Annotated in this window: 16 protein-coding genes; 13 read left to right on the top strand and 3 right to left on the bottom strand. The window is 72.7% G+C overall.

Annotated elements, in window-relative coordinates:
- The first annotated feature begins 23 nt into the window (after nt 1-23).
- The 4 genes from RZ50_RS05645 (at nt 24) to RZ50_RS05630 (ending at nt 6161) form a co-directional block, all read left to right on the top strand.
- Nucleotides 24-1355, top strand: coding sequence for an FtsW/RodA/SpoVE family cell cycle protein (locus RZ50_RS05645; RefSeq protein WP_308271461.1), 1332 nt, complete (start codon nt 24-26; stop codon nt 1353-1355).
- A complete protein-coding gene (locus RZ50_RS05640) occupies nt 1355-2863 on the top strand; it encodes a penicillin-binding transpeptidase domain-containing protein (RefSeq protein ID WP_196952290.1) in 1509 nt (502 codons plus the stop codon). The genes RZ50_RS05645 and RZ50_RS05640 overlap by 1 nt, the downstream gene beginning before the upstream one ends.
- A gap of 178 nt (nt 2864-3041) precedes the next feature.
- Nucleotides 3042-4601, top strand: coding sequence for an amino acid permease (locus RZ50_RS05635; protein WP_196952291.1), 1560 nt, complete (start codon nt 3042-3044; stop codon nt 4599-4601).
- 135 nt (nt 4602-4736) lie between these two features.
- Nucleotides 4737-6161, top strand: coding sequence for a glycosyltransferase 87 family protein (locus RZ50_RS05630; protein ID WP_196952292.1), 1425 nt, complete (start codon nt 4737-4739; stop codon nt 6159-6161).
- Nucleotides 6162-6318: 157 nt separating this feature from the next.
- Here RZ50_RS05630 and RZ50_RS05625 read toward each other — a convergent pair whose 3' ends face one another.
- Both RZ50_RS05625 and RZ50_RS05620 read right to left on the bottom strand, forming a co-directional pair.
- Entirely contained in the window at nt 6319-8085 is a 1767-nt protein-coding gene (locus tag RZ50_RS05625; protein ID WP_196952293.1) for a penicillin-binding transpeptidase domain-containing protein, read from the bottom strand.
- A gap of 190 nt (nt 8086-8275) precedes the next feature.
- Nucleotides 8276-10111: a dolichyl-phosphate-mannose--protein mannosyltransferase gene (locus tag RZ50_RS05620; RefSeq protein ID WP_196952294.1), complete on the bottom strand. Its 1836-nt coding sequence runs from the start codon at nt 10109-10111 to the stop codon at nt 8276-8278.
- Between the two features lie 105 nt (nt 10112-10216).
- Between RZ50_RS05620 and rsmI the strand changes: the two genes are divergently transcribed.
- The 7 genes from rsmI to RZ50_RS05585 all read left to right on the top strand — a co-directional run bounded on the left by rsmI (nt 10217) and on the right by RZ50_RS05585 (nt 18304).
- Entirely contained in the window at nt 10217-11086 is an 870-nt protein-coding gene (gene rsmI, locus RZ50_RS05615) for a 16S rRNA (cytidine(1402)-2'-O)-methyltransferase (RefSeq protein WP_196952295.1), read from the top strand.
- Nucleotides 11087-11321: 235 nt separating this feature from the next.
- Nucleotides 11322-11747 (top strand): hypothetical protein, encoded by a 426-nt coding sequence (locus tag RZ50_RS05610; protein WP_196952296.1) that lies wholly within the window; start codon nt 11322-11324, stop codon nt 11745-11747.
- A 157-nt stretch (nt 11748-11904) separates the two neighbouring features.
- Entirely contained in the window at nt 11905-13524 is a 1620-nt protein-coding gene (metG, locus tag RZ50_RS05605; RefSeq protein WP_196952297.1) for a methionine--tRNA ligase, read from the top strand.
- Nucleotides 13524-14399, top strand: a complete 876-nt coding sequence (locus tag RZ50_RS05600) for a TatD family hydrolase (RefSeq protein WP_196952298.1) — start codon at nt 13524-13526, stop codon at nt 14397-14399. The genes metG and RZ50_RS05600 overlap by 1 nt, the downstream gene beginning before the upstream one ends.
- A 91-nt stretch (nt 14400-14490) precedes the next feature.
- Nucleotides 14491-15369, top strand: a complete 879-nt coding sequence (gene rsmA, locus RZ50_RS05595) for a 16S rRNA (adenine(1518)-N(6)/adenine(1519)-N(6))-dimethyltransferase RsmA (RefSeq protein ID WP_196952299.1) — start codon at nt 14491-14493, stop codon at nt 15367-15369.
- Nucleotides 15366-16286 (top strand): 4-(cytidine 5'-diphospho)-2-C-methyl-D-erythritol kinase, encoded by a 921-nt coding sequence (locus RZ50_RS05590; RefSeq protein ID WP_196952300.1) that lies wholly within the window; start codon nt 15366-15368, stop codon nt 16284-16286. Before rsmA ends, RZ50_RS05590 begins: the two co-directional genes overlap by 4 nt.
- 203 nt (nt 16287-16489) lie before the next feature.
- A complete protein-coding gene (locus RZ50_RS05585) occupies nt 16490-18304 on the top strand; it encodes an ABC-F family ATP-binding cassette domain-containing protein (protein ID WP_196952301.1) in 1815 nt (604 codons plus the stop codon).
- Between the two features lies 1 nt (nt 18305).
- Here RZ50_RS05585 and RZ50_RS05580 read toward each other — a convergent pair whose 3' ends face one another.
- Nucleotides 18306-20252 (bottom strand): FUSC family protein, encoded by a 1947-nt coding sequence (locus RZ50_RS05580; protein WP_196952302.1) that lies wholly within the window; start codon nt 20250-20252, stop codon nt 18306-18308.
- A 317-nt stretch (nt 20253-20569) separates the two neighbouring features.
- Here RZ50_RS05580 and RZ50_RS05575 point away from each other — a divergent pair, with 317 nt between their 5' ends.
- Together RZ50_RS05575 and RZ50_RS05570 are read left to right on the top strand one after the other, a co-directional pair.
- Entirely contained in the window at nt 20570-21127 is a 558-nt protein-coding gene (locus RZ50_RS05575; protein ID WP_196952303.1) for a hypothetical protein, read from the top strand.
- A gap of 43 nt (nt 21128-21170) precedes the next feature.
- A complete protein-coding gene (locus RZ50_RS05570) occupies nt 21171-22817 on the top strand; it encodes a WXG100 family type VII secretion target (RefSeq protein WP_196952331.1) in 1647 nt (548 codons plus the stop codon).
- Nucleotides 22818-22876 lie beyond the last annotated feature (59 nt).

Raw genomic sequence — 22876 nt, 5'->3', positions numbered from 1 at the left:
GGTCCGTGGCGACACCCTCCGCCGTGACGAGATCCGCCGACCGGCCCGCCCGGCCGGTGCCGACCCGGCGCACCACCGAGCTGGTGCTGGTGCTGGCGGCCGTCTTGGCCGCGGTGTTCGGCTACGTCGAGGTCGGCGTGAACCTGGACGGCAGGGTGCCGGCCGATGCGGCACAGTACGGCGCCGCGCTCGGCGTGCTGGCCCTGGCGGCGCACGCGGTGGTCCGGTGGCGGGCCCGGTACGCGGACCCGCTGCTGCTGCCGATCGCCGTGCTGCTCAACGGGCTCGGCCTGGTGGTGATCTACCGCCTGGACCGGGCCACCAGGGGCCCGGGCGCGGCCTCCACCCAGCTGCTCTGGTCGAGCCTCGGGGTGGCGCTGTTCATCGCCGTGGTGCTGCTGGTGCGCGACCACCGGCGGCTCCAGCGCTACGCGTACCTCGGGGCGCTGGTGGCGCTCGTCCTGCTGGTGCTGCCGATCTTCTTCCCGCCGGTGTACGGCTCCCGGATCTGGATCGTCATCGGGCCGCTCTCCTTCCAGCCGGGGGAGTTCGCCAAGATCCTGCTGGCCGTCTTCTTCGCCGCCTACCTGGCGGTGCACCGGGACGCGCTGGCGCTCACCGGGCGCCGGGTCTGGCGCTGGCAGCTGCCGCGTGGGCGGGTGCTCGGACCGGTGCTGCTGATCTGGGCGGCCTTCGTCGGCGTCCTGGTGCTGGAGACCGACCTCGGCACCTCGCTGCTGTTCTTCGGCCTGTTCGTGGTGATGCTCTACGTGGCCACCGCGCGCACCGGCTGGATCGCGATCGGGCTGGCCCTGGCGGCGGTCGGCGCGGTGGCGGTGGGCTGGCTCTCGCCGCACGTGCACAGCCGGGTGACGGACTGGCTGGACCCGCTGGGCTCGATCACGGCGGGCAAGGGCGCCAACCAGATCGCCCAGTCGCTGTTCGCCTTCGCCTGGGGCGGAGAGCTGGGCACCGGGCTGGGCAACGGGCACTCGGTGCTGATCGGCTTCGCCGCCAAGTCGGACTTCATCCTCGCCACCATCGGCGAGGAGCTCGGCCTGACCGGGCTGGTCGCGGTGTTCCTGCTGTACGCGGTGCTGATCTCGCGGGGCTTCCGGACCGGCATCGCGCTGCGCGACCCGTTCGGGCGGCTGTTGGCGATCGGGCTGGCGGCGATCGTCGGTCTCCAGGTGTTCGTGGTGGCGGGCGGGGTGCTCGCGCTGATCCCGCTGACCGGGATGACCATGCCGTTCATCGCCCAGGGCGGCTCCTCGGTGGTCACCAACTGGATCATCGTGGCGTTGCTGGTGCGCATGAGTGACGACGCCCGTAGGCCCGCGCCAGGAGTGGGCTGATGGCGCGGATCCGGCCCAGGGGGAACGGCCCGCAGGGACTGCCCGGGATCTCGGTCACCGGGCGCCGGGCGGCCACCTTCTGCCTGCTGCTGGTCGCGGCGCTGTGCGCCCAGGCCACCCGGGTGCAGGTCTTCGAGGCCCAGGACCTCAACCGCAACAGCGCCAACCAGCGGCTCACCGTCGAGCGGTACGGCCAGCCGCGCGGCGACATCCTGGTCGGCGCCGACCCGGTGACCGGCTCCCAGGAGACCGGCGGCCGGTACGCGTACAAGCGCACCTACACCGACGGCCCGCTGTACGCCGCCGTCACCGGCTACGCCTCCCAGGCGTACGGCACCACCCAGCTGGAGGGCACCGAGGACGAACTGCTGACCGGCACCGACGGCCGGCTGAGCGGCTGGGCGCTCTGGGACGCGATCACCCGCCGCCAGAACCCCGGCGGGGACGTGTACACCACGCTGGACCGGGCCGCCCAGGAGGCCGCGATGCGAGGGCTCGGCACGCAGAAGGGCGCGGTGGCCGCGATCGAACCGGCCACCGGGCGGATCCTGGCGCTGGCCAGCACGCCCTCGTACGACCCGGGGAGCTTCGCCGGCTCGTCCGCCGCCGACCAGACGGCCTGGAACCGGCTGCAGGCCGACGCCGACGAGCCGATGCTCAACCGGGCGCTGCGCCAGACCTACCCGCCGGGCTCGACCTTCAAGGTGGTCACCGCCGCGGCCGCGCTGGCGAACGGGGTGGTCACCGACCCGGACGCGCCGACCGGGGCGCCCTTCCCGTACGTGATGCCCGGGACGACCACGCCGCTGGTCAACGACACCGCGGCCTGCGACCGTCCCGGCCTGTCGCTGGACGCCGCGATGACCGCGAGCTGCAACAGCGTGCTGGGCTACCTCGGGGTGCGGACCGGGCTGGACCGGATGGTGGCGATGGCCGAGGGCTTCGGCTTCAACGACCCGAAGCTGGACATGCCGGTGCGCCCCGTCCGGTCGAACTTCGACACCGGGATGAACCAGTCCCAGCTGGCGCTCTCCTCGATCGGGCAGTTCGACACCGCGGCCACCCCGCTGGTCATGGCGATGGTCGCGGCCGGGGTCGCCAACAACGGCACGGTGATGCGTCCCCAGCTTGTGGACAGGCTGACCAGGAGCGACGGCACCACGGTGGAGCTGATGAGGCCGCAGGTGTACCGGAAGGCGATGACCCCGGCGGTGGCCGGGCAGGTGCGGAAGCTGATGACCGACGTGGTGGAGAACGGCACCGGCGGCAACGCCCGGATCGCCGGGGCGGTGGTCGGCGGCAAGACCGGCACCGCCCAGCACGGGGTGGGCAACAGCGGGACGCCGTACGCCTGGTTCGTCTCCTGGGCGAAGCCGGCCGGCTCGGACGTGGTTCCGCCGGTCGCGGTGGCCGTGGTGGTCGCGGACAGCGACGCCACGGACGTGACCGGTGGCGCCCTGGCCGCGCCGATCGCCCGTTCGGTGATGCGGGCCGTGCTCGGCCTCTGACCCCCGGTGCGGCGCCGAGCTGTGGGTTGGTCAAAGGCAGGGAAGTCTGCCGTGTGCGAAGTGTCTGGTTTGTGGTATCCGTTGCGACAATTCGTACAATGCGCGGATCGGTATTGTTTGTTTGCGACACTGGTGCTTTCGCGGGGTGCTGTCCGATGTTTGTTCCGGCCGGTCCCCGATGGCACCCCCCAGCGTCTCGGGTGACCGGCCGCTAGGACACCCTCCCCCGCCCCGAAGGACCGCAGTTTTGGCCAGCAACACCCTTGGTGCGCGTCTGCTGCGACGCAAGCCCGTGACGACCCTGATCGCGGAGAGCGAAGGCCGTGACGGCCTCCCGTCCGGCGCGCCCGAGGAGGGCGGGCGCTCCGGCATCCACCTGCGACGCTCCATCGGGCTCTGGCAGCTGTCCTCGATCGGCATCGGTGCCACCATCGGCACCGGCATCTTCTTCGTGCTCAGCACCGCGGTGCCCTCGGCCGGCCCGGCCGTCATCCTGTCCTTCGTGATCGCCGCGGTCACCGCGGGACTCACCGCGCTCTGCTACGCCGAGATGGCCTCCGCGATCCCGGTCTCCGGCTCCTCGTACTCCTACGCCTACGCCACCCTCGGCGAGGGCATCGCCTTCGGCGTCGGCATCTGCCTGCTGATGGAGTACGGCGTCTCGGCCTCCGCGATCGCGGTGACCTGGGCCGAGTACCTGAACAAGTTCTTCGACCTGACCTTCGGGTTCAAGATCCCCGAACAGCTCTCCGGGGCGCCGGACAGCACCCACTGGTTCAACCTTCCGGCGCTGCTGCTGGTCGGGATGGTCTGCTTCCTGCTGATCCGCGGCGTCAGCGAGTCGGTGAAGGTCAACGCGGTCATGGTCGCGATCAAGATCGTCATCCTGCTGCTGTTCATCGGCATCGCGCTCACCGGCTTCCACTCCGGCAACCTGACCCCGTTCATGCCGCTCGGCATCGGCGGCGTGCAGGTCGCCGCGTCCAGCATCTTCTTCTCCTTCATCGGCCTGGACGCCGTGTCCACCGCCGGTGAGGAGGTCAAGAACCCGCGCCGCACCCTGCCGCTGGCGATCATCATCTCGCTGGTCGTGGTGACCCTGCTCTACATCCTGGTCGCGCTGGCGGGCATCGGCGCCCAGCCGTGGACCAAGTTCAACGGCCAGGAGGCCGGCCTCGCCCAGATCCTCCAGGACATCACCGGCCAGAGCTGGCCCGCGATCGTCTTCGCGGGCGGCGCGATCATCTCGATCTTCAGCATCACCCTCGTGGTGATCTACGGCCAGACCCGCATCCTGTACTCGATGGGCCGCGACGGCCTGCTGCCCAGGCGCTTCGCCGAGCTCTCCCCGCGCACCGGCACCCCGATCTGGAACACCGTCGTGGTCGGCCTCGGCGTCGGCGTGCTGGCCGCCTTCGTCCCGCTGCGCGTCCTGGCCGACATCACCAGCCTCGGCACGCTCGTCGCCTTCTCGGTGGTCTCCATCGGCGTGATCGTCCTGCGCCGCACCCAGCCCGACCTGCCGCGCGGCTTCAAGGTGCCCGGCTACCCCGTCGTCCCGCTGCTCAGCATCGGCTTCTGCGCCTACCTGATCAAGGGCCTGCACGCCGACACCTTCCGGGCCGGCGCGATCGCCCTCGCCGTCGCCGTGGTCGTCTACTTCGGCTACAGCGTCAAGCACTCCAAGCTGAACAGGCCCGAGCAGCAGGCCGTACCGGCCGACAACTCCGCGGGCTGACCCGCCCCCTCCCGACCGTTCCCACGCGGAGGGCCGCCGGGCGGTACGACACCCGGCGGCCCTTCCCGTGTCATCCCGATTCCAGTGCCGGACGCCATGGCGACAGGGCCCGGCCCGCACCCATAACCTTCCACCATGGTGAGCACCCGCACGCCCGGCTTCTCCCGCCCGCGCGGCCGCTTCACCGGCCGCGCCAGAACGCCGGCCCAGACCGTCAGCGCCGAGGTGCCGTCCAGACCCGGACGGCCGCCGAGGGGCTTCAGCAGCAGGCCGTTCCCCCGGCAGCGCGGCGAGAACACGTTTCCGCCCACGTCCGACCGCTGGAATCCGGCCCGGCTCGCCTCGCTGCGCGGGGTCCAGCTGCTCGGCTGCCTGATCGCGGCCGGCTGGGCCGCCGCCTTCCCGCTCGTCTCCGACCTGCCCAACCAGCGGCTGTGGGGCCTCGTCGCGGCCCCCGCCTACGTCCTGGCCGGGCTCCTCTGCCTCACCCTGCCGCGCCGCTTCGCGGCCCGCACCGGCGCCGTGGTCGCCCTGCTCGGGGCCGTGCTCGCGCCGCTCGGAATGCTCGCCCTCACCGGCCGCCACCAGTCCGAGGTCATGGTGGTCGAACGCTCCGCGCACCTGCTGCTCACCACCGGCGACGTGTACCTGCCGCACCCGGTGGTGGTCACCGACTACAACCCGTACCTGCCGGCGATGGCCCTGTTCGGGCTGCCGCGCCAACTGCTCGGCGACTCCACCGCCTTCGCCCGGGTCGCCGGGGACGCCCGGATATGGTTCGCCCTCACCTTCGTCGCCTGCCTGCTGGCCGCCTGGCGGTTGCTGCGGCCCTCCCGCCCGGCCGGAGGCGAGCTGCGCGCCCCGCTGCTGCCGCTGGCCGTCCTGACCGCCTCGCCGCTGATAGCGCTCGCCCTGGCGGTCGGCGGGGTGGACCTGCCGCTGATCGGGGTCTGCTGCCTGGCCATGGCGCTCGCCGAACGGGACCGCACCGTCGGCGCCGGGCTGGTGCTCGCCCTCGCGTGCAGCCTCAAGTGGACCGCCTGGCCCGCCCTGCCCGTCGCCGTCCTGCTGCTCTGGCGGCTGTACGGCCGCCGGCCTGCCGCCCGGACCGCGCTGATCGGGGCCGGGGTGAGCGCGGCGGTGATCCTGCCGTCCGCGCTGACCCAGGCGGACGCGCTGCGCGAACAGGTGGTGCGCTTCCCCCTCGGGATGACCGCGATCCGCACCCCGGCCGGCAGCCCGCTGCCCGGCAAGGTGCTGGCGGGCTTCGGGCCGACGGGGCACTCCGTCTCGCTGGCGCTGATGACCCTGGCCCTGGTCGGGGTGGCGATCTGGCTGCTGGCCCGGCCGCCGGTCTCCGCGATCGCCGCCGCCGACCTGCTGGCGGCGGGGCTCGCCATCGCCTTCACGCTCGCCCCGGCCGGGCGGTTCGGGTACCTGGCGCTGCCGGCGGTCCTGGTGATCTGGCCCCGGCTGGCGGCCCGGCGGTGGAGCAGCCGCCGCCCGAAGCCGCCCCTCCCGCTGCCGGACGCGCCGGAGCCCGCCCTGCCGCGAGGCTGAGCGGGCTCCGTGACTCGCCCGCTTGCCTCCGGGCGCTCCTGACCCGGCGCCGACGGTCGGCGCTCCCCCGTTCCTCCGTCGCTCCCTCGCGCTTTCCCTTCCGGCACCGGCGCGCCCTTCGGCTCGGGGCGGGCCGGTGCCGTACGGGGGAAGGGGCTCAGCGGCCGCCGGCCGCCTTGAGGAGCGAGGCGACCGCCGGGCCGGCCGCGTCCACGCCGTGGCCGCCGCCCTGGACCTCGGCCGCGACCGCGATGTTGCCGCGGAAGGCGGTGAACCAGCTGTTGGTGGTGGACGCCCCGGCGACCTCGGCGGAGCCGGTCTTGGCGCCCGCGTTGTCGGTGATCCCGGCCATCACCTGGCTGGCCGTGCCGCCGACGGCGGTGGCGTTCATCATCGCGCGCAGCTTGGCGGCGACGTCCGGCGAGATCTGGCGGGCCGCCGCCTGCTGCGGCAGGCCCGGGACCAGGATGGGCTGCTTGAACGCGCCGCTCTGGACGGTCGCGGTGATCGAGGCGATGGCCAGCGGGTTCATCTGGACCTTGCCCTGGCCGATGTAGTTCATGGCCTGCTCGTCCTTGCTGCCCGGCGTCGGCGGCACCTTGCCGTCGGCGTTCGGCAGGCCGGTCTTCCACTCCAGGCCGATGCCGAAGACGTCCTTGGCGGTGCTGGAGAGCGTCTCGGGCTTGAGGCTGGTCAGGCCCTGGTTGATGAAGGCCGTGTTGCAGGACACCATGAAGTCCTGCTGGAGGGTGTTGTTCGGGAAGGCGCCCGGGAAGTCGTTCGGGATCGCCACCGGGTTGCTGCTCTTCTCCGGGCAGGCCACCACGGTGTCCGGGTTGACCCCGGCCTCCAGCAGCGCCGCCGAGGTGACGATCTTCATCGTCGAGCCCGGGGCGAGCATCCCGGTGAAGGCCCGGTTCTGGCCGTTGGAGGGCGCGTTGGCGAAGGCCAGCACCTGCCCGGTGCTGGGCTCGATCGCGACGATGGAGCCGGACTTGCCGCCCAGGTCGGTCATCGCCTTCTCGGCGGCGGCCTGGATGGTGTTGTCGAGGGTCACCTTGAACGGCTTGCCGGGCTTCGGCTCGACGATGGTGAACAGCTTGTCCGGGGCGGTCTTGCCGGCCGGGTCGTTGATCACCACCGCGCTGCCCGCGTCCTGGTCCTTGTTCGGGTCCGGCGGCAGCAGCTTGTGGGCGTTGTCCTGCAGGGTGCTGATCAGCGCCGGGGTGAGCGAGGCGCCCTGCAGCGGCTTGCCGTTGCGGTCCACCACGGTGGACGGCGGGGCGAAGACCTGCTGGGTGGCGATGGTCTCGTTGCCGGACAGGTGGGGGTGGATCACCGACGGCGCCCAGTGCACGGCCGGGGTGTTGTCGCTCATCTTCACGACGCCCAGGAAGCCGTTGTAGTCCCAGACCCGGCTGGTGCCCTCGAACTCGGCGCGCGCCTTGAAGCCCATCAGCACGCCGGTGGGCCCGGGCGTGGCGGAGGCGGACGGCGATTCGCCGGCCCCCGGGGTGCCGGTCGCGGACGGGGTCGCGGAGGCCGCGGCGGTGGGCTTGGCCGGGGTGGGGGTGCCGGTGGCGGAGGCGAAGGCCTGCTGGGTGGTCGGTCCGGCCGGGGTGAGGGTCAGCGCGCTCGGCTTGACCTGGTCCCTGAAGGAGGTCAGCGCGGTGGTGGCCGCGGTCGGGTCGTCGGTCAGCGAGGCCGCCTTGGCGATGTCGCCGGACGCCCAGGCGGCCAGGAAGTCCTTCGCACCGCTCGCCGCCTGCTCGGCAGAGGGCGGGTCGGCGACCACCGTCCGGGGCTTCTTCTCGGAGGACCCGGAGCCCGAACCGCCCATCAGGCTGTACGCCCCGTAGCCGCCGCCCGCGAGGACGGCGATGGACACGCCGGTGATGATGCCGATCTTCGCGCCACTGCGCATGGTGCACGTCCCCCAGGGGTCTCGCGGCCGGGCGCAACCGGCCGGGGCCGGAAACGCGGTACGACCCCACCCTAGGCAGCGCGGATCGGTGCCCCGGCGAAAGGCCCGGCACTTGTGACGGATCTGGTACGTCTCATGGACCGCGTACGGACGATTCGGGGGAAGCCGGTGTGCGCGTGGGAGCGGCGGATCAGATCCAGGTGTTGAACCACATCCGGCGGCGCCAGTCCTCCAGCGGGATCGTCTGCCCGGTGAACAGCGGATAGAAGTACAGGAAGTTCCAGACGATCAGCAGCACCAGCAGGCCGGCCGCCGCCGAGCCGATGATCCGGCGCTCCCGGGAGGCGCCGGCCGGCCCGATCATCGCGCCGATCAGCATCGTCACGGCGAGCACCAGGAACGGGACGAAGACCACCGCGTAGAAGAGGAAGATCGTCCGCTGCTGGTAGGCGAACCACGGCAGGTAGCCGGCGGCCAGGCCGCACAGCAGGGCGCCGGCCCGCCAGTCCCGGCGCAGCACCCAGCGCCACAGGCAGTAGACCAGCGCCAGCACGGCCGTCCACCACAGCAGCGGGGTGCCGATGCCCAGCACCTCGCGGGCGCAGTCGGCGGCGGTGCAGCCGGCCTGGCCCAGCTTGGGGGACTCGTAGTAGAAGGAGACCGGGCGGCCCAGCACCAGCCAGGACCACGGGTTGGACTGGTAGGTGTGCGGGTCGCTCAGGTGGGTGTGGAACTCGTAGACCGTCGAGTGGTAGTGCCACAGGGCGCGCAGGCCCTCGGGTATCCACGGGTAGTCGGTGGCGCGGCCGACCGCCCAGTCCCGGCCCCAGCCGCCCTGGCCGGGCGCGGTGCTGCTGGCGAACCAGCCCCACCACGAGGCGAGGTACACGGCCACCGTGACCACGACGATCGACACGAAGGCCGGCACCACGTCCCGGGCGAGCACCGCCAGGTACGGGCGCGGGGCGCCGGCCAGCCGGCGGGCGCCGACGTCCCACAGCACGGTCAGGACGCCGAAGGCCGCCGCCACGTACAGGCCGCTCCACTTGGTGGCGCAGGTCAGGCCGACGCAGACGCCGGCCGCGATCCGGTACGGGCGCCAGCCCAGGTTGATCCGCTGGGCGAGCAGCGGATCCGCGACCCCGCCCAGGCGTGCCGCCAGCCGGGCCCGGGTGCGGTCGCGGTCCAGCAGCAGGAAGCCGAAGGCGGCGAGGATCCAGAACATCACCACCAGGTCGAGCAGCGCGGCCCGGCTGAGCACCAGGTGCAGGCCGTCCACCGAGAGCAGCAGGCCCGCCACGCAGCCCAGCAGGGTCGAGCGGAACATCCGGCGGGCGATCCGGGCCAGCATCAGCACCGACAGGGTGCCGAGCAGGGCCACCGCGAAGCGCCAGCCGAAGGGGTTCATGCCGAACAGCTGCTCGCCCGCGCCGATGATCCACTTGCCCACCGGCGGGTGCACCACGTACGAGGGCGTCGGGCGGTACGGCACGGCCGCGCCCGGCGTCATGATCGTCGTGTTGGCGTCCTCCGGCCAGTTGATCTCGTAGCCGCCGTGCCAGAGCGCGTAGGCGTCCTTGGCGTAGTACGTCTCGTCGAAGATGATCGCGTGCGGCTGCCCGAGGTTGGTGAACCGCAGCAGCCCGGCGAACACCGCCACCGCGATCGGGCCCAGCCAGCCGGACCAGCGGCACAGGAAGTACCAGAGGCCCTGCGGCAGGGACACGCCCAGGCGCAGCAGCAGCGGCGACTGCGGCACGTCGGGCGCCGTCACCCCGGGGCCGTCCGGCATCGGCGGCACCAGGCGCTCGGTGAGCGTCGCCTCCGGGCGGGGGCGGTAGCCGAACCGGGCCAGATGGTCCCGCCAGCCCGCGGGCGCGTCCTGCCGGGCCGCGTGCGGGGCCGCGTCCTGCGGGGCTTCCTGCGGGGTCGCTTCCTGCGTTGAGCGGGGGGACGGCAGGCCGACGCCGCCGTCTGCGGAGTGGTCTGTACCAGTGGGCGTCTGCGCCGCCGTGTCGCCGTTCATCCGCCACATCGTAGGGGCGGGCTTCGCACATGTGACCGCTCCCTCGGAAGCTGCCCGAATCGTCACCAAAAGCCCCCGCGGCCGACAACTGGAAGGATGGGGGGCGTGACAGGAGTACTCGTTCTCGCAGGCACCCCCATCGGCGACGTCTCGGACGCCCCGCCCCGGCTGCTCACCGAACTGGCCACGGCCGACGTCATCGCGGCCGAGGACACCCGGCGGCTGCGCCGGCTCACCCAGGCACTCGGTGTGACCCCGGCCGGGCGGGTGGTGTCCTACTTCGAGGGCAACGAGGTCGCCCGCACCCCCGAGCTGGTCGAGGCGCTCCTCGGCGGTGCCCGGGTGCTGCTGGTCACCGACGCCGGGATGCCCTCCGTCTCCGACCCCGGCTACCGGCTGGTGGCGGCGGCCGTCGAGGCGGACGTCAAGGTCACCGCGGTGCCCGGGCCGTCCGCGGTGCTGACCGCGCTCGCGCTGTCCGGCCTGCCGGTCGACCGCTTCACCTTCGAGGGCTTCCTGCCGCGCAAGACCGGCGACCGGGCCCGGCAGCTCGCCTCGATCGCGGCCGAGCCGCGCACCATGGTCTTCTTCGAGGCGCCGCACCGGATCGCCGAGGCGCTGGCCGCGATGGCCGAGGCGTTCGGGCCGGAGCGGCCCGCGGCCGTGTGCCGCGAGCTCACCAAGACCTACGAGGAGGTCAAGCGCGGGCCGATCGGCGAACTGGCGGCCTGGGCGGCGGAGGGCGTCAAGGGCGAGATCACCGTGGTGGTCGCGGGCGCCCCGCCGGCCGCGCCCGAGGCGCTGACCCCGGCCGAACTGGCCCGGCTGGTGGCCGTCCGGGAGGAGGCCGGGGAGCGCCGCAAGGAGGCCATCGCCGCCGTCGCGGCGGAGCTCTCCGTGCCCAAGCGGGAGGTCTTCGACGCGGTCGTGGCGGCCAAGAAGGACGGCTCCGTCGAGACGTTGAAGAAGGGGTGAATCCCGGGGGTTGCAGGGCCCCCGGGGAGTCGTACCGTGGAGAGAAGGCCCCGGTAAACACCCGCTGAGCTGAAGGTTCGGTCGCGGTTCCCGCTTCCCGGGAGGCCCTTCGTATAGGACTTCCCAACCCGCATCCAAGTCTTCACAAGCAGGGCATCGGCCGGGGCGGTCAGGGCATTTCCTGGGATGGAAAGACCCAGCCGGGCGAGCGCCCGACGGGCACTGGGAGACGGCTATGAGCGACACGATCGGTAGCCCCCGCAGTGGCAACGCGCTGAGCGTCCCCGGCCTGGCCGCGCGGCCGCACACTCCCGTCGAGGTCGTACGGGAGGCCTACTCCTTCGCCTGCCTGCGCTGCGGGTACGGCTGGGAGCAGGCGTACGACATCGAGCACCACACGGCCAAGGACGGCCACGTCGTGTTCGAGTACCACGCCAACGGTGTCCGGGTGCCGTCCCCGCTGCTCAAGCCGACCTGCCCGGGGTGTGGCGGTCACACCGTCCGGATCATGCGGGAGGGCCGGGTGGCCTCCGCCGACCAGCCCTGGCAGCACGCTCCCGGCTACCCGGCGCACGCCGAGCCGGCCGTGGCGCCCCCGGTGCCCGGGCCCGCCAGGCCGCGCGGACGCTGGGCCCGGTTCTGGTCGCGGCTGCTGGGTTAGGGCACCGGGCCGCATGGGGGAGGGGGGACCGGGCCGCCCGCCGCGAGCAGTGCGGCGGGCGGCCCGCACCGCGGACGCCCGGTCGACGCGGCCCGCACCGCGGACGCCGGTCAATGCGGTCGAGGGGTGCGTTCGAGCCCGACTAAGCTTTCCGACCATGGCGGCCACTGCAGACCACAGCACCACCGGGGCGAACGCCCCGGCGTACTACGTTTCCACTCCGATCTACTACGTCAACGATCGCCCGCACCTGGGCCACGCGTACACCACCGTGGCGGGCGACGTCCTCACCCGCTGGCACCGCCAGCGCGGCGAGAAGGTGTGGTACCTGACCGGCACCGACGAGCACGGTCAGAAGATCATGCGGACCGCCGAGGCCAACGGCGTCAGCCCGCAGGAGTGGTGCGACAAGCTGGTCGAGGAGGCCTGGAAGCCGCTCTGGGAGCACCTGGAGATCGCCAACGACGACTTCATCCGCACCACCCAGCAGCGCCACACCGACCGGGTGCAGGAGTTCGTCCAGGACCTGTACGACAAGGGTGAGATCTACAAGGGCGGCTACTCCGGCCCGTACTGCGTCGGCTGCGAGGAGTTCAAGCTCCCCGCCGAGCTGCTCGACGGCGCCACCGAGGACGAGAAGCTCTGCTCCGTGCACAAGCGGCCGGTCGAATGGCTGGAGGAGGAGAACTACTTCTTCCGCCTCTCCGCCTACGGCCCGAAGCTGCTGGAGTTCTACGCGGAGAACCCCGACTTCATCCAGCCGGCCTCGGCCCGGAACGAGGTGCTGCGCTTCGTCGAGCAGGACCTGAAGGACCTCTCGATCTCCCGCTCCACCTTCAACTGGGGCGTGCCGCTGCCCTGGGACGAGAAGCACGTCCTCTACGTCTGGGTGGACGCGCTGCAGAACTACATCACCGCCGCCGGCTACGGCAGCGACCCGGAGCGCTTCGCCGAGCTGTGGCCGGCCTCCGTCCACCTGGTCGGCAAGGACATCCTGCGCTTCCACGCGGTCATCTGGCCGGCCATGCTGATGGCCGCGGGCCTGCCGCTGCCCAAGCGGGTCGTCGCCAACGGCTGGCTGATGGTCGGCGGCGAGAAGATGTCCAAGTCCAACCTGACCGGCATCGCGCCCACCGACCTGACCTCGCACTTCGGCGTGGACGCGTACCGCTACTACTTCCTGCGGGCGATCCCGTTCGGCACGGACGGCTCCTTCTCCTGGGAGGACTTCACCGCCCGCTACACCTCCGAGCTCGCCAACGACTTCGGCAACCTGGCCTCCCGGGTCGCCGCGATGGTCGGCAAGTACTTCGAGGGTGTGCTGCCGGCCGCGACCGCCGCGGGCGAGGCTGAGCAGGCCGTCGCCGACGGGCTCCGCACGGCCGCCGAGGTGGCTGACCTGAAGATCGGCGAGGAGCTGGACTTCGCCGGCGGCATCGCGGCGATCTTCGAGTTCGTCAAGCAGGTCAACGGCTACCTCACCGAGCAGGAGCCGTGGAAGGTCGCCAAGGACGACTCCGAGGAGGGCCGGGCCCGCCTGGCCACCATCCTCTACACCGCCGCCGAGGCGCTGCGCGGCACCGCCGTCCTGCTCAACCCGCTGATGCCGTCCACCAGCGAGAAGCTGTGGGCCTCGCTCGGCGCCGCCGAGGGCCTCGGCGCGCTCTCCGCGCAGACCGTCGCCACCGTCGCCGACTGGGGCCGGCTGCCCGCCGGTGCCACCGTCACCAAGGGCGACATCCTGTTCCCGCGCCTCGAAGAGAAGTCGGCCTCCTGATGCCCAAGGACGACGACCGGTCGACCCCGCCGCCGCTGCCGGAACCCCTGGCCGTGGCGGTGGCCGACTCGCACACCCACCTCGACATGCAGGCCGGCACCCCGGCCGAGGGACTGGCCCGGGCCGCCTCGGTCGGGGTCGCCACGGTGGTCCAGGTGGGCTGCGACGTGCCCGGCTCGCGCTGGGCCGCCGAACTGGCGGCCCAGTACGAGCAGGTGCACGCGGCCGTCGCCCTGCACCCCAACGAGGCACCGCGGATCTTCCTCGGCGACGCGGACGGCTGGTCCGGCCAGCAGCGGAAGGCCGGCGGCGCGGACGCGCTGGAGGAGGCGCTCGCCGAGATCGACCGGCTCGCCGCCCTTCCGCAGGTCCTCGCCGTCGGCGAGACCGGCCTGGACTACTTCCGCACCGGCCCGGAGGGCGTGGAGATCCAGAAGGAGTCGTTCCGCCGCCACATCGAGATGGCCAAGCGGCACGGCAAGGCGCTGGTCATCCACGACCGCGACGCCCACGAGGACGTCATCTCCGTCCTGCTGGCGGAGGGCGCCCCCGAGCGGACGGTCTTCCACTGCTACTCCGGCGACGCCGAGATGGCCAAGACCTGCGCCGAGCACGGCTGGTACCTGTCCTTCGCCGGACCGGTCACCTTCAAGGCCAACCAGCCGCTGCGCGACGCCCTCCTCGCCACCCCGCTGGACCGGATCCTGGTCGAGACCGACGCGCCCTTCCTCACCCCGCACCCCTACCGGGGCCGCCCGAACGCCCCGTACCTCGTCCCGGTCACGGTCCGCTCGATGGCCGCCACCCTGGGGCTGCACGAGGACGAGCTGTCGGCCGCCATCGCCGAGAACACGGCGCGGGCCTTCGGGTACTGAGCTTCGGATACCGATCCGCCGTACGCCGTGGAGATCGACCTCGCCGAGGTCGTCGAACTCTGAGCCCCTTCCGCGCCCGTATCCTTGGCGCGTGAGCACCACCGACCCCACCCCTGACAGCCACCTGCTGGGCGCCGCCGACATCCGGGCGCTGGCGGCCGCGTTCGGCGTGAAGCCGACCAAGCAGCGCGGGCAGAACTTCGTCATCGACGGCAACACCGTGCGGCGGATCGTCCGGGCCGCCGAGGTGACCGAGCAGGACGCGGTGGTCGAGGTCGGGCCGGGCCTCGGCTCGCTCACGCTGGCGCTGCTGGAGGCGGCGCGGCACGTCACCGCGGTCGAGATCGACCCGGTGCTCGCCCAGCACCTGCCGGACACCGTCGCCGCCCGGATGCCCGGCAAGGCGGACTCCTTCGACCTGGTGTTCAGCGACGCCATGGAGGTCACCGAACTGCCCGGGCCGGCGCCGACCGCGCTGGTCGCCAACCTGCCGTACAACGTGGCCGTGCCCGTCCTGCTGCACATGCTGGCGACCTTCCCCACCATCGAGCGGACCCTGGTGATGGTGCAGAGCGAGGTCGCCGACCGGCTCGCCGCCAAGCCCGGCAACAAGGTGTACGGCGTCCCCTCGGTCAAGGCCAACTGGTACGCCGACGTGAAGCGCGCCGGGGCGATCGGACGGAACGTGTTCTGGCCCGCCCCCAACGTGGACTCCGGACTGGTCTCGCTGATCCGCCGCGAGCCGCCGAAGACCACGGCCAGCCGCGAGGAGGTGTTCGCGGTGGTCGACGCCGCGTTCGCCCAGCGGCGCAAGACCCTGCGCGCCGCGCTGGCCGGCTGGGCCGGCTCGGCCGCCGCCGCCGAGCAGGCGCTCGCGGGCGCCGGGATCGACCACAAGCTGCGCGGCGAGATGCTGACGGTGGAACAGTTCGCCGCCATCGCCGAGCACAAGCCCAAGGATGCCGTGTGATCACCGTACGTGTTCCGGCCAAGGTCAACGTCCAGCTCGGGGTGGGCGGGCTGCGCTCCGACGGCTTCCACGACCTGGCCAACGTCTTCTTCGCGGTCGCCCTCGGCGACGAGGTCACCGCCACCGAGGGCCAGGGCGTCACGCTGACCTGCACCGGGCCGGACGCCGAGGCCGTCCCCCTGGACGACGGCAACCTCGCCGCCCGCGCCGCCCGGCTGCTCGCCGCCCACCACGGCATCGCCGACCCCGGCGTGCACCTGCACATCGCCAAGGCCATCCCGGTGGCCGGAGGCATGGCCGGCGGGAGCGCGGACGGCGCCGCGGCGCTGGTCGCCTGCGACGCGCTGTGGAAGCTCGGCACCCCGTTCGAGACCCTGCTGGAACTGGCCGCCGAACTGGGCTCGGACGTGCCGTTCGCCCTGCTCGGCGGCGTCGCCCTGGGCCGCGGCCGCGGCGAGATCCTGGAGCCGCTCGCCGTCTCCGGCACCTTCCACTGGGTCTTCGCGGTCGCCGAGGGCGGCCTGTCCACCCCCGCCGTCTACCGCGAGTGCGACCGGCTGCGCGAGGAGAACGGCACCGGCTCCGGCGACGCCGTCGTCCCCGCCCCCGACGCCGACCCGGCCCTGCTCGCCGCGCTCGCCGAGGGCGACGCCGTCGCCCTGGCCGCCGCGCTCGCCAACGACCTCCAGCCCGCCGCGCTCTCGCTGCGGCCCTCGCTGGCCGCCACCCTGCGGGCCGGCACCGAGGCGGGCGCGCTCGGCGCCCTCGTCTCCGGCTCCGGACCGACCTGCGCCTTCCTGGCCAAGGACGCCGACGCGGCCGCCGCCGTCGCCGAGGCGCTGCGGGCCTCCGGCACCTGCCGGGCCGCGCACGTCACGTACGGACCGGTGCCGGGGGCGGCGGCGGTCGCGGCCTGACCGGGTAGGGGCACTGACCGGGTAGGGGCACTGACCGGGTAAGGGCGCTGACCAGGTAGGGCGCGGCCTGACCGGGCAGGGGTGCGGCCTGACCGGGTAAGGGTGCTCCGGCGGGGCCATTAGGCTGGGGAGATCGGGGTGTCCCCGAGAGAGGGGCGGGCTGGGCCCGCCCCGCGACCGCCGAACCCAGGAGCGCAGCACACGTGGCCGTCAACCTCGCCACCATCGAGTCCGTCACGAAGGTCTACGGCACCCGCGCCCTGCTGGACGCGGTGAGCCTGGGCGTGAGCGAGGGCGACCGGATCGGCGTCGTCGGCCGCAACGGCGACGGCAAGACCACCCTGATCCGGATCCTCGCCAAGCTGGAGGAGCCCGACGGCGGCCGGATCACCTGGAACGGCGGCCTCCAGCTCGACGTCCTCACCCAGCACGACTCGCTCGACCCGAAGGCCACCATCCGGCACGAGGTCATCGCCGACCGCGCCGACCACGAGTGGCTCGGCGACGCCCGCATCCGCGACATCATCGAGGGCCTCTTCGGCGGCCTCGACCTGCCCGGCTTCGCCGACGGCCTGGACACCGTCATCGGCCCGCTCTCCGGCGGCGAGCGCCGCCGGATCGCCCTCGCCAAGCTGCTGCTCGGCTCGCCCGACCTGATCGTCCTGGACGAGCCCACCAACCACCTCGACGTCGAGGGCATCAACTGGCTCGCCCAGCACCTGCAGAAGCGCCGCTCCGCCCTCGTCTGCGTCACCCACGACCGCTGGTTCCTCGACCAGGTCTGCACCCGGATGTGGGACGTCCAGCACGGCGACGTGCACGAGTACGAGGGCGGCTACTCCGACTACGTCTTCGCCCGCGCCGAGCGCTCCCGGATCGAGGCCGTCGAGGAGCAGAAGCGCCAGAACATGGCCCGCAAGGAGCTCGCCTGGCTGCGCCGCGGCGCCCCCGCCCGCACCTCCAAGCCGCGCTACCGGATCGAGGCGGCCAACGCCCTGATCGCCGACGTGCCGGAGCCGCGGGACAAGAGCGAGCTGATGAAGTTCGCCAACGCGCGGCTCGGGAAGACGGTCTTCGACCTGGAGAACGTCACCGTGAAGGCCGGCCCCAAGCTGCTGCTGGAGAACCTCACCTGGCAGCTCGGCCCCGGCGACCGGATCGGCCTGCTCGGCGTCAACGGCGCCGGCAAGACCTCGCTGCTGCGCGCCCTGCGCGACGCGTACGCCTCCGAGGGCGACGTGCAGCCCGCCTCCGGCGTGGTCAAGGTCGGCAAGACCGTGCGGCTGGCCTACCTGTCGCAGGAGGTCGCCGAGCTGAACCCGGAGACCCGGGTGCTGCAGGCCGTCGAGCAGGTCCGCTCGCGGGTCGACCTCGGCAAGGGCCGGGAGATGAGCGCGGGCCAGCTGTGCGAGCAGTTCGGCTTCGGCAAGGACAAGCAGTGGACGCCGGTCGGCGACCTCTCCGGCGGCGAGCGGCGGCGGCTCCAGCTGCTGCGGCTGCTGATGGACGAGCCCAACGTGCTGTTCCTGGACGAGCCCACCAACGACCTGGACATCGAGACGCTCAACCAGCTGGAGGACCTGCTCGACGGCTGGCCCGGCTCGATGATCGTCATCAGCCACGACCGCTTCTTCATCGAGCGCACCACCGACGTCGTCCACGCGCTGCTCGGCGACAAGCGGATGCGGATGCTGCCCGGCGGGATCGACGAGTACCTGGAGCGCCGGGCGCGGATGGCGGCCGCCGCGGCTCCGTCCGCTCCCGTCGCCGCCCCGGCCGTCGAGACCGCCGCCGCCGGACTGTCCGGCGGGGACCTGCGGGCGGCGAAGAAGGAGATGCAGAAGCTGGAGCGGCAGATTGCCAAGCTGGACGAGAAGGAGTCCAAGCTGCACGCCCAACTCGCCGAGCACGCCGCCGACTTCTCCAAGGTCGCGGAGCTGGACGCGCAGCTGCGCGCGGTCCGGGAGGAGAAGGAGGAGCTGGAGATGAGCTGGCTGGAGCTGGCCGAGCAGGTCTGACCTACCGCTGCTGCTCCGGCCGAGGTGCGCTCTCGGGCCTGAGCAGGCTTTCGAGCTCGTCCGCCGCACGGCCCAGCGCGCTGCGCGCCGGGTCGTGCGGCGCGGTCGGCCGGGCCGCCGGCCGCGTCGGCGGGCGGTGCTCCCGGGCGGCGGCGGTCAGTTCGTCCAGCGCCCGCCGGACCCGCCCGGTCTCGGCCGGGTCCGGCACCCGGCCGCCGTAGCGGATCTGCGCGGCGAAGGCCGCCACCGCGCCGCCCAGCCGCTCCAGCGCGGCCGTGGCCGGCAGCCACTGCTCGGCCAGCCGGCCGGTGGGCGGCGGCTCGGTCAGCCCCTGCTGCACCTCCCGGCGGGCGTCCGCCAGGGAGCGGTAGGCGGTGCGGCGCAGCCACACCTGGGCGTTGCCGCCCCGGGCGGCGGTTCCCTCGGTCAGCGTGACGGCGTCGAGGTAGGCGCGCAGCGCCGTCGCCGCGTCCACCAGCCGGGGCTCGATCCGGTGGCGAGGGCGTTCGGGCCACAGCAGGTAGCCGAAGAGCAGCACGATCGCGCTCGCGAGCACGGTGTCCAGCACCCGGGGCCAGAACTCGGCCGCACTGCTCTGGCCGCCCATCTGCAGCAGGATCAGCGCCATCGGGGTCATCACGACGGTGTTCAGCCCGTAGTGCGCCGCGGTGGCGTACGGGAGCAGGGCGACGCACACGGCCGCCATCGCCGTCAGCGCCCACTCCTCCGTGGTGAGCGACAGCAGCGCCGCCGTGACGACCACGCCCAGCACCGTACCGACCGCCCGGCTCACCGCGCGCAGGAACACCGAGCCGAGGTCCGGCTTCAGCACGAAGGCGATCGTCATCGGCACCCAGTAGCTCTTGCTGAGCGGGTAGTTGGCGGTCACCGCCGAGCCGGCCGCGATGCACAGCGCGACCCTCAGCCCGTACCGCACCGAGCCCCGGGACAGCAGCCGCACCCGCAGCCGCCACGGGTCGGGCGGCGGCGCCGGGGCGGTACCCGGCGGGGTCGGGCGGCCGGCGACGGTGCCCGCGGCGGCGCGCAGCGCCACGTCCAGCGCCTGCCGGGCCGGGGTGTCGGGCCGCCAGTCGGGCACCACGACCTCGCCGCCGCCCCGCCGCACGGCCGCCGCCAGCAGGTTCGACACCTCCGCCACCTCCGGAGGGACGGGCCGCCAGGCCCACAGCAGACCGGTCGCCGCCTCGGTGGCGGCCAAGGCGGCCTCGTACATCCGGCGGATCCGGGCGGTGCGGGCGGTCCTGCTCCCGCCGTGGCCCGGGAGCAGGTCCTGGAGCAGGTTCAGGCGGGCGGTCAGCACCTGGCGGGAGGCGGCGCCCCGCGGCGTGCCCAGATCGGCGAGGGTCCGGCCCAGCGCCTCGTACACGGCGGCCAGCGCCCGGTTGCGAGGATCCGAGGCGGGCCGGTTGTGCGCCCCGCCGGGCAGGCCCAGCAGCACCACGAACGCGGCACCCGCCAGCATCATCGGCGCTGCAGCCCACCACGGGTGCGGCAACGGCATCCCGCTGCCCAGCGCGGCCGACACCAACAGCAGCATCCCCGCCGCCGACCCGCGCGGACCCGTCGCGCTCAGCGCGCCGGACGCGAAGGCCGTCAGCGTCAGCGAGACGCCCAGCACGGCCGCACCCGCGTGCGCCTGCTGCAACGCCGTACCGATCAGCATGCCGAGCGCGGAGGCGAACACGGCGGTCGCGATCCGGGCGGAGCGCAGACGGGCCGGCTCGACGCGGTCGTTCATCGTCGCGTGCATCGCCCCGAGCCCCGCGAACACCCCCAGATCCAGCCGGTGCGCCAGCAACCCCGCCGTCAGCGGCACCGCCATCCCCACCGCCGCCCGCACCATCAACGCCACCGGCAGCGGCGGCCGCGCCGGCCGCACGGCCCGGGCCCACCAGGGAGTCACTGCGGCGGGCGTCTGCGAAGGCATGCGGTCACGTCCGTTCTGCGGCCTTGGGTCGCTGCTGTGCGACATTGCGCGGCAGATGGGGCGTACCCGGGCAGTCTACCCAGGGCCGCGGTGGACCTTGTACGTGTCAAGTTCGTACCGATCGTGAACGGGCGCGCCAAGGACCCTGCCGGTCCGACAGAGGCGGTGGCTACGATGACGGAGGCGGAGACCGCCCACGGGGCGGTCGGATGCGCCGACCAGGGCGGTACGGCCCAGAAATTGACGGTGTGTAGCGGAGCGGCGCACCCGGGGAACCGCCCGGAGTGCCCGCCCGTACGGGGGAGAGGTGAACTGCTGTGGCAGAGGCAGGCGCGAACGACTCGGGGGCGAACCCGGCAGGGACGCCCGATGCGTCGCCGTTCATGCTGTCGGCGGGGCCGTTCGGGATCGGCAAGTTCGTCAGCACGGCGCAGACGAACTTCAGCGCCAGTGGCCTGGTGGCGGCCTTCGGCAAGCAGGACGTGCAGGTCGAGCTGGACACGCTCACGAACTTCGCGAAGAAAGTCGAGGCATTGCTCTCCGCCATGGAGGGTTCGGCGGCTGCGCCATACAAACTCGAAGCGCAGAAGTTGGAGCAGGCGAGTTTCGTCAGCGCGAACTCCGGCTCGTTCTCGGAGGCGACGGCTCTGAGCGCCAGGTACGAGAAGGTTCACTCCGAACTCGTCCGGCTTCACAAGGAGTTCGTGTCGCAGATTCAGGCGATGCAGGACGCGGTTTCAAAGACGGCGGGCACGTACCAGACCAACGAGGACCACACGGCGGCCGCGCAGAACGCGGTCGCGAAGACAGCGGACGTCACTTCACCGGCGGCGGGATCGAACGGGCCGAGGGTGAAGTCCAGCGCAGGCCTCTGACGGCGGTACGAGGAGAGACTCACGGGGAGACGGGGAGCAGGTCATGGCAGGTGAATCGAAGTACCACGGCATTGATCACGCCGTTCTTATCTCAATGGTCGATAAGACGCAGCCTGACATGGTGCTGAAGCGGGCCAATCAGTTGGAGAACGCCGGTCGAGTCCTGACGGACCTCAGCTCGGCACTCCAGGCACACCTCGGGCAAGTCACCTGGGAGGGACCGGCGGCTGAGAACTTCAAGACCTGGGTCGGAAACCTGTACAAGTCCGCAGCGATCATCGGTCAGCACTCCACGACCGCCGGCGGCGCGATGACCCAGGCCGGTGAAGCACTCAGCACTGCCAAGGCCGCGATGCCGCCGCTTCCGGCGACGGCGATACAGAAACTGGACCAACACGCGCAGCAGAAGCCCTACCCGGGTGCGGAGGCCAAGCTCGCGGTCGGTCAGTCGGTTGACGACTACATGAAGGCCCAGCTGCAGGACAAGTGGGTGACCGACGCGGAGGCCACCAAGTTCAAGGCGGCGGTCGACAAGGAGCACCAGGAAGCCGTCAAACAGGTGGAGAACCTGGCCCAGGCGTACAGCGCGGCGACGACGACCCTGAACGGGATTCCTGATGACGTGAGGCTGCCGGGGACGCCCGACACAGCGGCTCCGGACAAGAGTGGAAACACGGACTACACCGGCGGAGGTTCCGGTGGAGGCTATGGCGCTCCCCTCCGTAGCCCGCGTTCAAGTGGCGGCAGCGTTGGTGGTAGCTACAGCTCGCCAGTTGGCAGCTACCGCAGTGGCTCCGTGACCCCCCGCGACCCGGGGACGACCTGGCAGGATCCGTCGAACCCGGGCCACACCGGACCGACTCCTCCGCATGGTGGCGGCCCGGTTCCGTCCACACCGCAGGATCCGGGTTCCTCGACTCCGCCGTCCCACCCGTCGGACCCGATCGACCGCCCCGGTACCGGCCTCGACAGCCTGCCGCCCGCGCCCACCCTGCCGGGCCAGGCCGGTCCGGGCCCCTTGTCGCCGAGCGGCCCTGGCGCCACGCCCGTTTTCCCGGGCGGGCCCGACGGCCCCGGCGGTACGCCCGGTATGCCGGGCGGCGGGCCGATCACCGGCTTCCCGGGTGGGATCGGTGGCGGCTCGATCCCGGTCAAGGGCAGCAGCGGTGGCTATGTCCCCGGCAAGGGCGGCGGCTCGATCCCGCCCCGCCCGGCGCCGTTCGGCGGCGGTCAGATCCCCGGCAAGTCCGGTAGCCCGGGCCTGCCCAGCGGCACCGTCTTCGGTTCCCGCGAAGCCGGACCGGCCGGTGGTCGGGCCGGGTCGTCCACCGGTATGGGCGGCATGCACCCGGGTATGGGTGGCGGCCACGGCATCGGCGGTTCCGGCGGTGGCGCACGCGGTGGCCGGGGCCTGACCTCGACCGGCGGCGGCACGGTCGGCGGCCGCAAGGGGCCTGCCGTCGGTGGCGAGTTCACGCCGGGCGGTACGGGCCTGCGCAACCGGGCGGCCGCAGCGGGAGCCGCCGAGGGCGGCGCCCGGTCCGGGCAGAACGGCATGATGGGCCCGGGCATGGCCGGCCACGGTGGCCGCAACGAGCGTGACCGCCGCAAGCGTGCCGACTACCTGCACGAGGACGAGGAGACCTGGACCAGCGGCACCCCGCACAGCAACCCGGACGTGGTTGAGTAGGGCGACAACGGCTGCCCGGCCACTGGGCTTTACCAGTGGCCGGGCAGCTCTGTTCGGGG

The organism is Kitasatospora sp. SUK 42, from assembly GCF_015776785.2.
Classification (GTDB): Bacteria; Actinomycetota; Actinomycetes; order Streptomycetales; family Streptomycetaceae; genus Kitasatospora.
The sequence above is the reverse complement of the archived record's forward strand: the minus strand, read 5'-3'. Positions and strand labels throughout refer to the sequence as shown.

What these genes read in the sequence shown, in the direction of transcription:
- RZ50_RS05640 (WP_196952290.1), top strand. Translation starts at nt 1,355, where the DNA reads ATGGCGCGGATCCGGCCCAGGGGGAACGGCCCGCAGGGACTGCCCGGG.
- RZ50_RS05635 (WP_196952291.1), top strand. Translation starts at nt 3,042, where the DNA reads ATGGCACCCCCCAGCGTCTCGGGTGACCGGCCGCTAGGACACCCTCCC.
- RZ50_RS05630 (WP_196952292.1), top strand. Translation starts at nt 4,737, where the DNA reads ATGGTGAGCACCCGCACGCCCGGCTTCTCCCGCCCGCGCGGCCGCTTC.
- RZ50_RS05625 (WP_196952293.1), bottom strand. Translation starts at nt 8,085, where the DNA reads ATGCGCAGTGGCGCGAAGATCGGCATCATCACCGGCGTGTCCATCGCC.
- RZ50_RS05620 (WP_196952294.1), bottom strand. Translation starts at nt 10,111, where the DNA reads ATGAACGGCGACACGGCGGCGCAGACGCCCACTGGTACAGACCACTCC.
- RZ50_RS05610 (WP_196952296.1), top strand. Translation starts at nt 11,322, where the DNA reads ATGAGCGACACGATCGGTAGCCCCCGCAGTGGCAACGCGCTGAGCGTC.
- metG (WP_196952297.1), top strand. Translation starts at nt 11,905, where the DNA reads ATGGCGGCCACTGCAGACCACAGCACCACCGGGGCGAACGCCCCGGCG.
- RZ50_RS05600 (WP_196952298.1), top strand. Translation starts at nt 13,524, where the DNA reads ATGCCCAAGGACGACGACCGGTCGACCCCGCCGCCGCTGCCGGAACCC.
- RZ50_RS05580 (WP_196952302.1), bottom strand. Translation starts at nt 20,252, where the DNA reads ATGCCTTCGCAGACGCCCGCCGCAGTGACTCCCTGGTGGGCCCGGGCC.
- RZ50_RS05570 (WP_196952331.1), top strand. Translation starts at nt 21,171, where the DNA reads ATGGCAGGTGAATCGAAGTACCACGGCATTGATCACGCCGTTCTTATC.